The following is a 14,124-nucleotide window of genomic DNA, read 5'->3' as shown; positions in this document are numbered from 1 at the left end:
GGCAGGCTGATAACAGGAACGGAGCGGAACATGGCAGGCGCTGCGGCTGACGCCCACGAAGAACATCACCAGCCCTACGGCTGGACGCGCTGGGTCTATTCGACCAACCACAAGGATATCGGCACGCTCTACCTGATCTTCGCGATCATTGCGGGCATCATCGGCGGTTTCCTGTCGGTGATGATGCGCTGGGAGCTTGCCGAGCCCGGCATCCAGATATTCCATGGCCTTGCCTCCATGGTCTACGGTTATGAAGGCGCGGCCGCCATTGATGCCGGCAAGCACATGTACAATGTGTTCACCACCGGTCATGGCCTTATCATGATCTTCTTCATGGTCATGCCAGCGCTGATCGGCGGTTTCGGCAACTGGATCGTGCCGATCATGATCGGCGCGCCGGATATGGCCTTCCCGCGCATGAACAATATTTCGTTCTGGCTGCTGCCGCCGGCATTCATCCTGCTGCTTCTGTCGATGTTCGTGCCCGGCCCGGCCGGCGCGTTCGGCGTTGGCGGCGGCTGGACGATCTATCCGCCATTGTCGACCTCCGGACAGCCCGGCCCGGCAATGGATCTGGCCATTCTGTCGCTGCATATTGCAGGCGCGTCGTCGATCCTCGGTGCGATCAACTTCATCACCACGATCTTCAACATGCGCGCGCCCGGCATGACGCTGCACAAGATGCCGCTATTTGTCTGGTCAGTGCTTGTGACGGCGTTCCTTCTGCTTCTGTCGCTGCCGGTTCTGGCCGGCGGCATCACGATGCTGCTGACGGATCGCAACTTCGGCACCACATTTTTCGCGCCCGATGGCGGCGGCGACCCGATCCTGTTCCAGCACCTGTTCTGGTTCTTCGGTCACCCCGAGGTCTACATTCTGATCCTGCCGGGCTTCGGTATCGTGTCGCACATCGTGTCCACCTTCTCGCGCAAGCCCGTCTTCGGCTATCTCGGCATGGCCTATGCCATGGTCGCGATCGGCGGCATCGGATTTGTCGTGTGGGCGCACCACATGTACACCACCGGTATCTCGCTCAACACGCAGCGTTATTTCGTCTTCGCCACCATGGTGATCGCTGTTCCAACGGGCGTGAAGATCTTCTCCTGGATCGCGACGATGTGGGGCGGGTCGATCCAGTTCCGCACGCCGATGCTGTGGGCGATCGCCTTCATCTTCCTGTTTACGGTAGGGGGCGTAACGGGCGTGCAGCTCGCCAATGCCGGCCTCGACCGCGCCATGCACGATACCTATTACGTGGTGGCTCACTTCCACTACGTGCTGTCGATGGGCGCCGTGTTCGCGATCTTCGCGGCCTGGTACTACTGGTTCCCGAAAATGACCGGCTATATGTACTCGCCGCTGATCGCGCGGGCGCATTTCTGGGTCACCTTCATAGGCGTGAACCTGATTTTCTTCCCGCAGCATTTCCTCGGCCTCGCCGGTATGCCGCGCCGCTACATCGACTATCCCGACGCGTTTGCGGGCTGGAACCTCGTATCGTCCTACGGTTCCTACCTGTCCGCGCTGGGTGTCGTGATCTTCCTGGTCGGCGTATTCGAAGCCTTCGCCAAGAAGCGTGAGGCAGGCGCCAATCCTTGGGGCGAAGGCGCAACGACGCTGGAGTGGCACCTGCCGTCTCCGCCGCCGTTCCACCAGTGGGAAAAGCTGCCGAAGATCAACTAAGGCAGATGAGATGGCGGCCGCCGGCAAACACCCGGCGGCCTTGCCAGTCGAATTGACCGGAAAAGAGCAATGGCAATCGCCGACGCACGACATATTGACGATACCGACGGCTCGGTATTCGAGGCGACCGCGGGCGATTATATCGCCCTGCTGAAGCCGCGTGTAATGTCGCTCGTCGTGTTTACGGCCTTTGTCGGCCTCGCGATTGCACCTGAATGGCCGAACCCGTTCATTGCTGTAATCTCGATCCTGGCGATCGCCGTCGGTGCCGGCGCGTCCGGTGCACTCAACATGTGGTACGACGCAGACATCGACCGGGTGATGGCGCGCACGGCGGGCCGCCCTGTACCGGCCGGCAGGATGAGCGCGACTGACGCGCTCGCTTTCGGCCTCGTGCTTTCGGTATTTTCCGTCGTCACGCTCGGGCTTGTCGCCAATTGGCTGGCCGCTGCGATGCTGGCTTTCACCATTTTCTTCTATGCCGTTGTCTACACGATGTGGCTGAAGCGTTCGACGCCCCAGAACATCGTCATCGGCGGTGCTGCCGGCGCGTTCCCGCCAATGATCGGCTGGACCGCGGCAACGGGCGCGATCGGCCTCGAAAGCGTGATCCTCTTTCTGATCATCTTCCTGTGGACCCCGCCGCATTTCTGGGCGCTCGCCCTGTTTTCGCAAACTGACTACGGCAAGGCGGGTATTCCGATGCTGCCGAACGTGGCCGGCGAAACGGCGACGCGCCGCCAGATATTTGCTTATTCGCTGCTTGTTGCAGCCGCGGGTGTTCTGCCCTGGGCGTTTGGCTTTTCGTCAATGGTCTATGGCGCCGCCGCTTCGGTGCTTGGCATCGGCTTCGTCTGGTATGCCTACCGCGTGCTGACCACGGTCGACACCAGGCCCGCCAAAGCGCTATTCGGTTATTCCCTTCTCTATCTTTTTGCGATTTTCGCGCTCGTGCTGGCAGACAGCATCGTGCTTCGGAGCTTTATGTGATGAAGCCGGCCGATCAGGAATTCGTCGATCTTACCGACGCGCAGAAGAAGGCGCGCCGCAGCCGTTCGGTTGCACTCGGGCTGGCGCTCGCCGCTCTGGTCGTGATCTTCTATGTCACCACGCTGGTCAAATTCGGCCCGTCCATACTCGACCGGTCGTTCTGAGGCAGTCATGAGCGAACGCACGACCGACGGCGGCAAGAGCTTCAGCAACGGTGTCATCGCCATGCTGTGCGCTGCGTTTTTCGTCGGCATGATCGGCATGGCATACGCCGCTGTTCCGCTCTATCAGCTCTTCTGTCAGGTCACCGGCTTCGGCGGTACCACGCAGCGGGCAGAGACCCAGTATTCGGGCAGCATTCTCGACGAAAAGATCACGGTGCGGTTCGACGCCAACACCTCTGCCGGTCTTGCCTGGGATTTCCAGCCTGTCGAGCGCGACGTGACGATGAAGATCGGCGAGACTGTGCAGATTGCCTATCGCGCCAAAAACCTGGCCGGCAATCCGACCTGGGGCCGTTCGTCCTTTAACGTGACGCCGCCGCTTGCAGGCGGTTACTTCATGAAGGTCGAGTGTTTCTGCTTCACCGATACCAAGCTTACGCCAGGGGAAGAGATCGAAATGCCGGTCGTTTTCTACATCGATCCGGAAATCGTCGATCTTCCCGAATTGAAGAACATTCGCACCATAACACTGTCCTACACCTTCTATCCGGTTGACGAACCGTCGCCGGAAGCAGAATCCGTCTCATTGCCCAAAACCGGCAACAATCTCGGGGGTTGAAATGGCTGACTCACACGCCAAACATCACGATTACCATCTCGTAGATCCGAGTCCGTGGCCGGTTCTCGGCGCTGTCGGCGCGCTGATCATGGCACTGGGCGGCGTCGCCTGGATGCGTTATCTGAACGGCGGCGAGTTCCCGCTTTTCGGTATCAACCTTGCCAATCCCTGGCTGTTCTTCGTCGGCTTCGCGATCGTTCTTTATGTGATGTTTGCGTGGTGGTCGGACACGATCAAGGAAGCCCATCAGGGCGACCACACACGCGTGGTTTCGCTGCACCTGCGCTACGGGATGATCATGTTCATCGCCTCCGAGGTGATGTTCTTTGTCGCTTGGTTTTGGGCGTTTTTCGACGCAAGCCTGTTTGCCAACGAGGCCATTCAGGTATCGCGTCTGGAATACACTGGCGGTCACTGGCCGCCGGAGGGTATCGAGGTGCTCGACCCCTGGCACCTGCCGCTCTACAACACCATCATCCTGCTTCTGTCGGGCACGACCGTCACCTGGGCTCACCATGCTCTGCTGCACAATGACCGCAAGGGCCTCATCCGGGGTCTTGCCCTGACAGTTGTGCTCGGTGTGCTCTTCACTTGCGTGCAGGCATACGAATACGCCGAGGCGCCGTTCCAGTTCTCGCAGTCGATCTACGGAGCGACGTTCTTCATGGCGACCGGCTTCCATGGGTTCCACGTTCTGATCGGAACGATCTTCCTTCTCGTCTGTCTGTTCCGTGCGATGGCAGGGCACTTTACGCCGCAGCAGCATTTCGGCTTCGAGGCTGCCGCCTGGTACTGGCACTTCGTTGACGTGGTCTGGCTGTTCCTGTTCGCCTGCGTTTATGTCTGGGCGTCTGCAGGGGCGACGATAGCGGCACACTAGCCACCCGCGTCCGCGTTTGGACGCATTCGAGTGATGTGATGGCGGCATGAAAATCAGCTTTCGTGCCGCCATTTTCTTTTTTGCATTGGTGACCCTGTCCGCGGCGCACGCAAAGGACGATCAGCGCATTGACCTTGTGGTTGTCGAAAAGGCGGCTCGGCAGATGATCCTGCTATAAGGGGGCCAAGCGGTACGTACATACGAGATTGCGCTGGGCGATGCGCCGGTCGGTCACAAGCAGCGCGAAGGCGACGAGCGAACTCCTGAAGGCCGCTATGTGCTGGACTGGCGCAATCCGAACAGCGCGTTTCATCTGTCCATTCACATCTCATATCCGGACGCCGATGACCGTGCAGCAGCCGCAACGGCCGGCTACAGCCCCGGCGGCGATATCATGATCCACGGACAGCCGAATGGATTTGGGTGGTGGTCGTGGCTTCTCCAGATGGCTGACTGGACCGACGGCTGCATTGCCGTGACCAATGCCGACATGGACGAGATATGGGAAATGGTCGACAACGGAACACCGATCGAGATCAGGCCATGAAAGAGGACATGCACAACAGGGACACCGCAATCTGGCCCCCGGTCGACCCGGTCAAGGCCGGTCTTTCGGGCCGCTGCCCCAGATGCGGCGAGGGGCGCCTGTTTTCAGGCTTCCTGACGGTAGGCAAAGGCTGCGGAGTGTGTGGCCTGGACTACGGTTTTGCTGATGCGGGCGATGGGCCGGCCGTATTCGTCATCCTGATTATCGGCTTCATCGTTGTCGGGCTGGCGCTGTGGATGGAGGTAAGCCTCAACCCGCCGCTCGTTGTTCATTTCCTGATCTGGATTCCGCTCGCGGTCGCCCTGTGCCTGACTGCCCTGCGCTTGATGAAGGGTGTGCTGATCACACTGCAATACCGCAACAAGGCTGCCGAGGGGCGGCTGGGCGGTGACCGGTGAACGGTGTAGCCAAAACGTCTGGCAATAGGGCGCGGCTCTCTGCCGGCGTGCTGATTGTCCTGGCATGCGCCTTCTTCATCCTCATGGCGCTGGGCACCTGGCAGGTCTATCGCCTTCAGTGGAAGGAAGGCCTGCTTGCCGACATCGACGCCCGCACCAAGGCGCAGCCTGTCACACTCGCCGAGATGGAGCGGCGCTTTGCGGAAGGCGCTGGCGTCGAATACTGGCCTGTCGAGGTGACGGGCACGTTTCACCATGCCGGTGAACGCCACTTTTTCTCAACCTGGAAGGGGCAATCGGGTTTCAACGTCTACACGCCCCTGATGCTGGACGACGGCCGCGTTATCATCGTCAACCGTGGCTTTGTGCCGTACGACCGCAAGGACGCGGCCACGCGTGCGGACGGCCAGGTCGCCGGTCCGGTGGAGATCGCCGGCCTTGCCCGCGATCCGCTGCGGGAAAAGCCTTCATTCATGGTGCCCGAGAACGAACCTGGCAAGAATGTCTTCTACTGGAAGGACATTGCAGCGATGTCGGCGACTGCGAACTTGCCCCGGGGTATCGAAATCGTGCCGTTTTTCGTCGATGCCGGCGGGGCACCGAATCCGGGTGGCCTGCCTGTGGGCGGCGTGACTCTGATCGATCTGCCGAACAACCATCTGCAATATGCGGTGACCTGGTACGGCCTTGCAGCCGCTCTGGTCGGCGTTGCTCTCTTCCGCTTCCGGCGCGGTCGCGCGGCATAGCAACCCGCCCTTGACAGGCCCTGCCGCGAACCTCCATCTGCGCAGCATGAACGCTTCAGCAACGACCGCCGAAAATTCCGACAAGACACACCTCGTCATCAAGCTGTGCGAGCCGCGCGGTTTTTGTGCCGGGGTCGACCGGGCAATCCAGATTGTGGTGCTGGCGCTGAAAAAATACGGCAAGCCGGTCTATGTGCGGCACGAGATCGTGCACAACCGTTACGTTGTGGACGGATTGCGCGACCGCGGGGCAATCTTCATCGAAGAGCTGAGCGAAATCCCGGCCGAACATCGCGACAGGCCGGTCGTCTTTTCCGCTCACGGTGTGCCCAAGTCGGTGCCGGCCGACGCGGAAGCCCGCGACCTTTTCTATCTCGATGCGACCTGTCCGCTGGTTTCGAAGGTTCACAAACAGGCGATGCGTCATCGCCGCCTCGGCCGCCACGTGCTTCTGGTCGGCCATGCCGGGCATCCGGAAGTGATTGGCACGATGGGTCAGCTTGAGCCTGGGACTGTGACGCTTGTCGAGACGGAGGCCGATGTCGAGCGCATCGCGCCGCCGGACCCGCAGGCGCTGGGTTATGTCACTCAGACCACTCTGTCGGTGGAAGACACCGCAGGCGTAATTCGGGCGCTGGAAGAGCGTTTTCCGTCACTGCAGCCGCCGGCGTCGGAATCGATCTGCTACGCCACCACGAACCGCCAGGAGGCTGTGAAGCTCGCCGCACCCGGAACCGACCTTTTCCTTGTTGTCGGCGCCCCCAACTCGTCCAACTCCCGCCGTCTCGTGGAAGTCGCCGAACGTGCAGGTGCCAGGCGCGGTCTTCTTGTGCAGCGCGCCAGCGAAATTCCGTGGGACACTCTCGCCGGCGCAACGAGCATAGGGCTTTCTGCCGGCGCATCCGCACCCGAGATCATCGTCGATGAAATCATCGAGGCTTTCCGTCAGCGCTTCGACGTGAATGTGGAAATCGCACTCACTGTGCGCGAGGACGAGAACTTCCCGGTCAATCGCGAATTGCGCGACACCGAGATCACCGCTGCCGATATGGCGTTCGTAAACGGAGCGGCCTGAGGTTCATGGCCGTCTACACGGACATCACCGAAACCGAACTGGCGGCGTTTCTCGGCGAGTACGATATCGGCGGGCTGCGCTCCTATCGCGGCATCGCCGAGGGATCGGAAAACTCGAACTACATGCTGCACACCAGCGCAGGCGAGTTCATCCTGACGCTCTACGAGAAACGCGTAGACAAGGCAGACCTGCCCTTTTTTCTGGGCCTGATGCAGCATCTGGCGAACAAGGGCATCTCATGTCCGCTGCCGGTTCAGCGCCGCGATGGTGCGCTGATGGGCGAGATTGCAGGCCGGCCCGCGGCAATTATTACGTTCATCGAAGGGTTCTGGGTCCGCCGGCCAAGCGCTGCGCATTGCCGCGAGGTGGGCAAGGCGTTGGCCGAGTTGCACCGGGCGGGCGCCGATTTCGAGCTCACCCGGCAAAACGCGATGGCGATACCGGGCTGGAAGGCGCTGTGGGCGGGCGCCCGCGACCGGGCGGACGAGGTAGAGCGCGGTCTCGCCAACGAGGTTGAGGCGGACTTTGCCGCGCTCGAAGCCGCTTGGCCGTCAGGCCTGCCGGAGGGGGTTATCCACGCCGATCTTTTTCCCGACAACGTCTTTTTTCTCGGCGACCGGTTGTCGGGTCTGATCGACTTCTATTTCGCCTGTAACGATTTCTATGCCTACGATCTCGCGACGTGCCTCAATGCCTGGTGTTTCGAGAAGGATTTTTCCTTCAACCTGACCAAGGGCCGCGCGCTTCTTGCCGGGTATCAGTCGGTCCGCCCGCTCGCGCTGTCCGAAGGTGCCGCCCTGCCGGTTCTGGCGCACGGCTCCGCATTGCGTTTCCTGATGACCCGGCTCTACGACTGGCTGCATGTGCCCGACGGCGCCATGATCCAGAAACGTGACCCCAAGGAATATCTGCGTCGCGTCCGCTTCCACCGCGCGGTCCATTCCGCTTCCGAATACGGTCTCGACACATGAAGACCGTTGAAATCTTCACCGACGGCGCGTGTTCGGGCAATCCTGGTCCGGGCGGATGGGGTGCCATTCTGCGTTACAATGGCAACGAGAAAGAGCTGTGCGGCGGCGAGGCGCAAACCACAAACAACCGCATGGAACTGCTGGCGGCCATCCGCGCTCTGGAGGCGTTGAAGGGCGGCCCGCACCGCATCGATCTTTATACGGACTCCGTCTACGTCAAAGACGGCATATCCGGCTGGATCCACGGCTGGAAGCGCAATGGCTGGAAAACGGCCGCGAAAAAGCCGGTCAAGAACGCCGAGCTGTGGCAGGAACTCGATGCGCTCTCCCGCCGCCACGAGATCAGCTGGCACTGGGTTAAGGGGCACGCCGGCCACCCTGAAAACGAACGCGCCGACGAGCTGGCCCGCGAAGGCATGGCTGAATTCAAGCCCGATGGCGCGAAGCGCTAACCAGCCTCACAACTGTTCGAGAATGCGCGCGGCACCTGTGATCTCGGCCTGACCGGGCTTGTCGCCGGTGTTCACGGCGGTGACAACGCCGTTGTCGACGATCATCGAGAACCGCTGCGAGCGCCGGCCCATACCGGCGGCCGATGCATCCAGCGAAAGCCCCATCGCGTCAACGAACTCCGCGTTGCCGTCGGCGATGAAGTCGATCTTGTCTTCCGCGCCGGAAAAGCGTGCCCAGGCAGCCATGACATGGTGGTCGTTCACCGAGACGACGGCAATGGCGTCGACGCCCTTGGCCAGAATAGCATCGCGGTTCTCGACGAAGCCGGGCAGATGGCTGTTCGAGCAGGTCGGGGTGAAGGCGCCGGGTACGCCGAACAGAACGACCTTCCGGCCGGCAAAGTAGTCTGCAGTCGAAGTGTCCGCCGGCCCTTCGGACGAGGCGCGCTTCAGTTTGCAGTCGGGCAGTTTTTCGCCAACGGAAATCGTCATCTTCTATCCCTATGATTTCTAAGCAGGGGCCTGCTTACAAAGGTGGGCGTTACTGTGCAATTGCCAAGCAGGATCAGCGGGTGATTTCGAATGTGCCAGCAACCGCGTCACCGCCGGCGGCCAGAAGGTAGTGGATGAGCTGTGGCGCCGAGGGTGCGTCCGGCGCCGCGAAAACCGGCACTTCGAAGGCGGTTGAGTTGCCGTTGCCGAGCGGTGTTGGTGTGCCGAAGAGCCAGTCTCCGGAGGACGCAACGAACAGGGAAAGGTCTTGAGTGCTGGGAGCGCGTGTATCGACGACGATACGGGTTTCGCTGACGTCGCTCAGGGACGCTTCGAACGATGGGCCGGCACTGCGCGGCAATGCTGCAAAAGCGGCATCTACCAGGTGGGCTTCGGCTTGCCCGGTTGTGTCATCGCCAAGGTCCAAGGCGAGATCGGCCTGCAGCGGAATGCAGATGGTCTCGCAAATGCCGACGAGCACTGACGCGGTGAGCTTGCGCGCACCGGCCGGCACATCGATGATCAGCGCGAGGCTGACCGGGCCGTCATAGCCGACCCATGTCGAATATCCGTCATTGAACCGCTCCGGGGCCGGGTAGCCGATTTCCACACTCGCGGGCCCTTCGGCAGTGGCGACGTCGATCATCGGGGGGATCCCCGACTCGCCGGGATCGCGCCAATAGGTTTTCCAGCCCGGTTCAAGCCGGATCTCAAGGGCGGCCCGCAGCTTGCCGTTGTGGCTTGCGGGCTCGGCAACCATGCGAACAGCACCGCCTTCGGCGCCGACCCATTCGCTCGAAGCGGCGGACACATGGGTCGAGGTGCATGCCAGAACAAGGCTGGCGCAAGCTGTGTTAAGCAGGGAACGGTTCATGGCGGCAGTTTCTGCATCGGCGCGGCAAGAGCAAGGCGTGTCGTGGCCGTACCGTCTCATTTCCTCGTGATCTGAATGATTTGGTCGCATCCGGACAGGTCCGCGAGCTTCCAAGACGCGCAGAAAGGCGCTACGCTTCGGCCATGGCAGCTGACGGCGACGACATGCGATCCCGGGAGGCGGAAGCCTATCTCGACGGCCAGTTTCTGGTCGCGATGCCGGGAATGAAGGACGACCGCTTTGCGCGGTCCGTCATCTATGTTTGCGCGCATAATGATGAAGGCGCGATGGGCCTGATCATCAATCAGGTTCAGGAACTCGGCTTCCCCGACCTGCTGGTGCAACTGGGCATTCTCGAAGAACGGGAGACCACCCAGATTCCCGCGTCGGCACGTGACATCGTGGTGCGTCATGGTGGGCCCGTGGATCGCAGCCGCGGTTTCGTGCTCCATACCGACGACTATGTTGTGGAATCGTCCATGCAGGTCGACAACCGGGTCTGCCTGACCGCGACGGTGGATATTCTGCGCGCCATCTCGACGGGCAGAGGTCCCGACCGCGCACTGATGGCGCTGGGTTATGCCGGTTGGGGCGCCGGCCAACTCGAGGGCGAAATCGCCGAGAATGGCTGGCTAACCTGTCCGGCTGATTCCGACATGCTGTTCGATGCCGACATCGACACCAAGTACGAGCGCATATTGGCGCGTATCGGTGTCAATCTCGTGCATTTCAGCGGAACGGCCGGTCACGCCTGAGCGAGCGGGTACTGCTCCTTCAGCAGTTTGAAAGTTGCCTCGGCCGGCTGTGGCGGTCCGAAAGCAAAGCTCTGGACATATTCGCAGCCCATCTGTCTCAGCTGTAGCGCATCGCTTTCGTCCGATACGCCCTCAGCCACGACCGACAGTCCGAGCTCATGCGCCATGTTGACCATGGAGTTCAGCAGCACGACCCGCTTCGGGCTGGTGTCGTCTACGAAGCTCTTGTCGATCTTGATCGTGTCGAAGGGGAACCGCGTCAGGTAGGCGAGCGATGAATAGCCGGTCCCGAAATCGTCGATCGAGAGGCCGATGCCGAGGCCGGCGAGGCGGTTGAGCACGTGGCTGGACTGTTCGGGATTGTCCATCACGAGCGACTCGGTGAGTTCCAGCCGGAAGCAGCGCGGCTTGATGCCCGAGCGCGCGATGACGGACGAAACGTCGTTCACCAGATCGCGCCGCAGAAGCTGCCTACTCGAGAGATTGACGGACACCGACAGCGGCACGTCGTCGATCTGCTTCTGCCAGCTGGCAAGGTCTTCCGCCGCGCGCTGCATGGCGAACAGGCCGATCGGCACGATCAGGCCGCAGCTCTCCGCAATAGGCACGAAATCTGAGGGCGGAATGGTGCCGCGGCGAGGGTGCTCCCAGCGTATGAGCGCTTCGAACCCAGCGATCGACTGGTCTTCGAGACGAACGATCGGCTGATAGGCGAGCGTCAGTTCCTTCCGCTCCAGCGCCCGGCGAAGATCCGATTCAAGCTGCAGGCGGTCAGTGCCGATCGACCGGAACGCCGGGCGGAAAGGCTCCGCACGGTCGCCGCCGAAGCGCTTGGCCTGGAACATGGCAAGTTCGGCATCCTTGACGATATCCTCTGCAGTCGCCTGCTGCGACGTCCAGGAGATCAGACCGATCGATGGCGTGAGAACGATTTCGCGCTTGGCAAAGGTGAGCGGCGCGCGCACCGCCTGCCGGATCGCGTCGGCGACAGCGGCAATACGGGCAGGGTCCTGCTCCGACAGAAGCATGATGGCGAACTGGTCGCCGGAAAAACGCGACAGCGAGTCCTGCGGTTTCAAAAGCCGGTGCAGCCGCCGGGAAATGGTGAGCAGGATCGTATCGCCGGCGGAGATGCCGAGGCTGTCATTGACGTGCTTGAACCGGTCGATATCGACGACGAACACGGTCGGGCGCACCTTGTCGTCGTCCCGTGCCAGCGTGATCACAGTCTCGAGCCGGTTCATGAAAAGCTGCCGGTTTGGCAGTCCCGTCAAATTGTCATGAACCGCGTCCTGGAGCAGCCGCTCTTCGGCCTTCTTCTGCTCGGTCACATCGATCAGCGTGCCGACGCAGCGGATAATTTCGCCATCGGAGCCAATCACCGGGCGCGCCCTCAACAGGAACCAGTGATAGTGTCCATCGGAACCGCGCAGGCGGAACGCTTGCGAAATGCGCCCGCGCCTGTGCTCCAGCACAACATCGAGCGTCGTGCGGAAAGTATCGCGGTCGTCGGCGTGCAGGGCCGGAAGCCAGTTGCGCGCGGGCCCGTGCAGACTGTTGGCAGCAAGCCCGAGCTGGCGGCTGATATCCGGCCGGGTCACGACGCGGTCGCGCGGCACGTCCCAGTCCCACACGCTGTCGCCGGAACCCGTCAGGGCCAGCGCCTGCCGTTCCATGTCGCTGAAGAGGCCTTGATGCAGGGCGCCGCCGGCGAATGCGTGCTGCATCACAGTAAAGCCGATCAGGAGCACGATCAGAACCAGTCCGCCGCCAAGCGCGGGCTGTATGATGTCGTTGTCGAGCAGCCCGGTGACCGTCATCCAGGCGGCGGTGAGCCAGGCCAGGATCATCAGCCAGCTCGGCACGATCATGATTGCGCGGTCATAGCCCTGGAAACACAGATAGGCGATCACGGCGATGCCGACGATGGCCGTCAGGGCGAAGGAAATGCGTGCGATACCCGCCGCTACCGCCGGGTCGAAAAGCGCGACGCCGCCAATCGCCAGCAGCGCGAGTATCCAGGCGAGGGCGCCGTAGCTGAAGTGCCCGTGCCAGCGGTTGAGGTTGAGATAGGTGAACAGGAACACGATCAGCGTGCCCGCGAGGGCGATCTCGGTGCCGGCGCGCCACAGCTGTTCGTTGCCGGGCGAAATATCGATCACCCGCGTCATGAAGCCGAAGTCGATCGAGATGTAGGCCAGCACGGCCCAGGCCAGCGCTGCGGTGGCAGGGAACATTGACGTTCCCTTGACGACAAACAGGATCGTCAGGAAAAGCGCCAGCAGACCGGCGATGCCGATCACGATACCCCTGAAGAGCGTGTAGGAGTTGACGGTGTCCTTGTAGGCTTCCGGATCCCACAGATAGACCTGCGGCAGACGTGAGGACGACAGTTCGGCGACAAACGTCACCACCGAACCGGGGTTCAGCGTCACCAGAAACACATCGGCATCGCTGCTGGCCTGCCGGTCGAGCGCAAAACCCTCGCTAGGTGTGATCGCGGCGATACGGCGCGACCCCAGGTCGGGCCAGATGAGCCCCGACCCCGACAACCGGAAATGCGGTGCTTCGATCAGCCTGTCGAGCTGCTGGTCGGTATTGTTGGCCAGCGCAAACACCGCCCAGTCGCCGGTCGATCGTTCGCTGCTTGCCTCCACCTCGATGCGCCGCACGATACCGTCGAGGCCCGGCGCCGTGGAAACCTGGAAGTTCTGCCCCTGGTTGCGGTAGATTTCGACCGCGCGGGAGAGGTCGAGTGCGATATCCCCGCGCGAAATCTTGATGGGTTCGACAGCAGCCGCCGAGAGGGCGGAAATCAACAGCGCCAGCAGGCCGGCAATCAGCGTCTTGATGCTTGTTCTTATTGTAGTCGCCAATGCGCGCTGCCTCACTGCGGCGCCCGTCCGTAGCCGTCAGCCACCCGGGCATATAGAAGATGGTCCTGCCAGACCCCGTTGATCTTCAGGTAGGATCTGAGCAGTCCTTCGCGTTTGAATCCGGCTTTTTCAAGTACGCGAACCGATCGGTTGTTGTCGGGAATACAGGCAGCTTCGAGGCGGTGCAATCGCAACCTTTGGAATGCGTAAACAGCGACCGGCTCAAGCGCCTCGACCATCAGCCCCTTGCCGGCATGCGGCTCGCCGAGCCAGTAGCCGATGCTGGCGCATTGCGCTACACCATAGCGGATGTTGCTGAGCGTGATGCCGCCGACAAGCGCGCCGCTTTGAGCGTCGAAGATGAACAGCGGCACGGCTGCACCGGAATTGAATTCCTGCCGGTAGCGTCTCAGCCTTTCGCGCCAGGCTGCCTTTTCCAGCTCGTCTTTTCCCCAACGCGGTTCCCACGGCGTCAGAAAGTCACGGCTTTGATTGCGCAACGCGGCCCATTCGCGATAGTCGCCGCGTCGCGGAAGCCGAAGCCTGATCGATCCGGCCGCCAGCTCCGGTTCAGGTCGGCGATAGGCTGACAGACCGAGCAT

Annotated in this window: 17 protein-coding genes; 13 read left to right on the top strand and 4 right to left on the bottom strand. The window is 61.7% G+C overall.

The features are described from left to right. Positions 1 to 30: 30 nt before the first annotated feature. From ctaD to rnhA, 12 genes are all read left to right on the top strand, one after another. Positions 31 to 1,683 (top strand): cytochrome c oxidase subunit I, encoded by a 1,653-nt coding sequence (ctaD, locus tag EP165_RS00410; RefSeq protein WP_127519590.1) that lies wholly within the window; start codon positions 31 to 33, stop codon positions 1,681 to 1,683. Positions 1,684 to 1,752: 69 nt separating this feature from the next. Then, the gene (locus tag EP165_RS00405; protein WP_127519589.1) at positions 1,753 to 2,673 is read left to right on the top strand and encodes a heme o synthase; all 921 of its coding nucleotides are present in this window, start codon (positions 1,753 to 1,755) and stop codon (positions 2,671 to 2,673) included. Next, positions 2,673 to 2,837 (top strand): cytochrome c oxidase system small membrane protein, encoded by a 165-nt coding sequence (locus tag EP165_RS20340; RefSeq protein WP_164742912.1) that lies wholly within the window; start codon positions 2,673 to 2,675, stop codon positions 2,835 to 2,837. Before EP165_RS00405 ends, EP165_RS20340 begins: the two co-directional genes overlap by 1 nt. Before the next feature lie 7 nt (positions 2,838 to 2,844). Continuing rightward, positions 2,845 to 3,456: a cytochrome c oxidase assembly protein gene (locus EP165_RS00400; protein ID WP_127519588.1), complete on the top strand. Its 612-nt coding sequence runs from the start codon at positions 2,845 to 2,847 to the stop codon at positions 3,454 to 3,456. A gap of 1 nt (position 3,457) precedes the next feature. Continuing rightward, positions 3,458 to 4,336, top strand: coding sequence for a cytochrome c oxidase subunit 3 (locus EP165_RS00395; protein ID WP_127519587.1), 879 nt, complete (start codon positions 3,458 to 3,460; stop codon positions 4,334 to 4,336). 46 nt (positions 4,337 to 4,382) lie between these two features. Then, a complete protein-coding gene (locus EP165_RS20790) occupies positions 4,383 to 4,514 on the top strand; it encodes a hypothetical protein (protein ID WP_348629548.1) in 132 nt (43 codons plus the stop codon). A gap of 27 nt (positions 4,515 to 4,541) precedes the next feature. After that, positions 4,542 to 4,883, top strand: a complete 342-nt coding sequence (locus tag EP165_RS00390; RefSeq protein ID WP_501981649.1) for a L,D-transpeptidase family protein — start codon at positions 4,542 to 4,544, stop codon at positions 4,881 to 4,883. After that, positions 4,880 to 5,281 (top strand): DUF983 domain-containing protein, encoded by a 402-nt coding sequence (locus EP165_RS00385; RefSeq protein WP_127519586.1) that lies wholly within the window; start codon positions 4,880 to 4,882, stop codon positions 5,279 to 5,281. The genes EP165_RS00390 and EP165_RS00385 overlap by 4 nt, the downstream gene beginning before the upstream one ends. Next, positions 5,278 to 6,027 (top strand): SURF1 family protein, encoded by a 750-nt coding sequence (locus tag EP165_RS00380; protein WP_501981640.1) that lies wholly within the window; start codon positions 5,278 to 5,280, stop codon positions 6,025 to 6,027. Before EP165_RS00385 ends, EP165_RS00380 begins: the two co-directional genes overlap by 4 nt. 46 nt (positions 6,028 to 6,073) lie before the next feature. Next, positions 6,074 to 7,102 carry a 4-hydroxy-3-methylbut-2-enyl diphosphate reductase gene (gene ispH / locus EP165_RS00375; protein ID WP_127519585.1) on the top strand — a complete coding sequence of 343 codons (1,029 nt, stop codon included), beginning with the start codon at positions 6,074 to 6,076 and terminating at the stop codon, positions 7,100 to 7,102. Positions 7,103 to 7,107: 5 nt separating this feature from the next. Then, a complete protein-coding gene (locus tag EP165_RS00370; RefSeq protein WP_127519584.1) occupies positions 7,108 to 8,073 on the top strand; it encodes a homoserine kinase in 966 nt (321 codons plus the stop codon). Further along, the gene (gene rnhA, locus EP165_RS00365) at positions 8,070 to 8,525 is read left to right on the top strand and encodes a ribonuclease HI (protein WP_127519583.1); all 456 of its coding nucleotides are present in this window, start codon (positions 8,070 to 8,072) and stop codon (positions 8,523 to 8,525) included. The genes EP165_RS00370 and rnhA overlap by 4 nt, the downstream gene beginning before the upstream one ends. Before the next feature lie 6 nt (positions 8,526 to 8,531). On the opposite strand, the gene EP165_RS00360 is transcribed toward rnhA, so the two are convergent. Both EP165_RS00360 and EP165_RS00355 read right to left on the bottom strand, forming a co-directional pair. Next, positions 8,532 to 9,017 (bottom strand): peroxiredoxin, encoded by a 486-nt coding sequence (locus tag EP165_RS00360; protein WP_127519582.1) that lies wholly within the window; start codon positions 9,015 to 9,017, stop codon positions 8,532 to 8,534. Positions 9,018 to 9,090: 73 nt separating this feature from the next. Further along, a complete protein-coding gene (locus EP165_RS00355) occupies positions 9,091 to 9,891 on the bottom strand; it encodes a protein-disulfide reductase DsbD domain-containing protein (RefSeq protein ID WP_164742911.1) in 801 nt (266 codons plus the stop codon). 143 nt (positions 9,892 to 10,034) lie between these two features. On the opposite strand from EP165_RS00355, the gene EP165_RS00350 reads away from it, so the two are divergent. Further along, positions 10,035 to 10,646: a YqgE/AlgH family protein gene (locus tag EP165_RS00350; protein ID WP_245439874.1), complete on the top strand. Its 612-nt coding sequence runs from the start codon at positions 10,035 to 10,037 to the stop codon at positions 10,644 to 10,646. On the opposite strand, the gene EP165_RS00345 is transcribed toward EP165_RS00350, so the two are convergent. Then, on the bottom strand, positions 10,637 to 13,498 hold the full coding sequence (locus EP165_RS00345) for an EAL domain-containing protein (protein ID WP_501981648.1): 2,862 nt from the start codon (positions 13,496 to 13,498) through the stop codon (positions 10,637 to 10,639). The genes EP165_RS00350 and EP165_RS00345 overlap by 10 nt on opposite strands. A gap of 35 nt (positions 13,499 to 13,533) precedes the next feature. Then, positions 13,534 to 14,124 (bottom strand): GNAT family N-acetyltransferase, encoded by a 591-nt coding sequence (locus tag EP165_RS00340; RefSeq protein WP_127519580.1) that lies wholly within the window; start codon positions 14,122 to 14,124, stop codon positions 13,534 to 13,536.

Source organism: Mesorhizobium sp. Z1-4 (genome assembly GCF_004000235.1).
In the GTDB taxonomy this organism is placed as follows: domain Bacteria; phylum Pseudomonadota; class Alphaproteobacteria; order Rhizobiales; family Rhizobiaceae; genus RCIO01.
Note: the sequence above shows the minus strand (reverse complement) of the source record. Positions and strands in the feature narration are given on the sequence as shown.

Bases quoted from the DNA above. Each gene is read 5' to 3' on its own strand.
- EP165_RS00360 (WP_127519582.1), bottom strand. From the start codon at position 9,017: ATGACGATTTCCGTTGGCGAAAAACTGCCCGACTGCAAACTGAAGCGC.
- EP165_RS00385 (WP_127519586.1), top strand. From the start codon at position 4,880: ATGAAAGAGGACATGCACAACAGGGACACCGCAATCTGGCCCCCGGTC.
- EP165_RS00395 (WP_127519587.1), top strand. From the start codon at position 3,458: ATGGCTGACTCACACGCCAAACATCACGATTACCATCTCGTAGATCCG.
- EP165_RS00400 (WP_127519588.1), top strand. From the start codon at position 2,845: ATGAGCGAACGCACGACCGACGGCGGCAAGAGCTTCAGCAACGGTGTC.
- EP165_RS00370 (WP_127519584.1), top strand. From the start codon at position 7,108: ATGGCCGTCTACACGGACATCACCGAAACCGAACTGGCGGCGTTTCTC.
- rnhA (WP_127519583.1), top strand. From the start codon at position 8,070: ATGAAGACCGTTGAAATCTTCACCGACGGCGCGTGTTCGGGCAATCCT.
- ispH (WP_127519585.1), top strand. From the start codon at position 6,074: ATGAACGCTTCAGCAACGACCGCCGAAAATTCCGACAAGACACACCTC.
- EP165_RS00340 (WP_127519580.1), bottom strand. From the start codon at position 14,124: ATGCTCGGTCTGTCAGCCTATCGCCGACCTGAACCGGAGCTGGCGGCC.
- ctaD (WP_127519590.1), top strand. From the start codon at position 31: ATGGCAGGCGCTGCGGCTGACGCCCACGAAGAACATCACCAGCCCTAC.
- EP165_RS00355 (WP_164742911.1), bottom strand. From the start codon at position 9,891: ATGAACCGTTCCCTGCTTAACACAGCTTGCGCCAGCCTTGTTCTGGCA.
- EP165_RS20790 (WP_348629548.1), top strand. From the start codon at position 4,383: ATGAAAATCAGCTTTCGTGCCGCCATTTTCTTTTTTGCATTGGTGACC.
- EP165_RS00350 (WP_245439874.1), top strand. From the start codon at position 10,035: ATGGCAGCTGACGGCGACGACATGCGATCCCGGGAGGCGGAAGCCTAT.
- EP165_RS00405 (WP_127519589.1), top strand. From the start codon at position 1,753: ATGGCAATCGCCGACGCACGACATATTGACGATACCGACGGCTCGGTA.
- EP165_RS20340 (WP_164742912.1), top strand. From the start codon at position 2,673: ATGAAGCCGGCCGATCAGGAATTCGTCGATCTTACCGACGCGCAGAAG.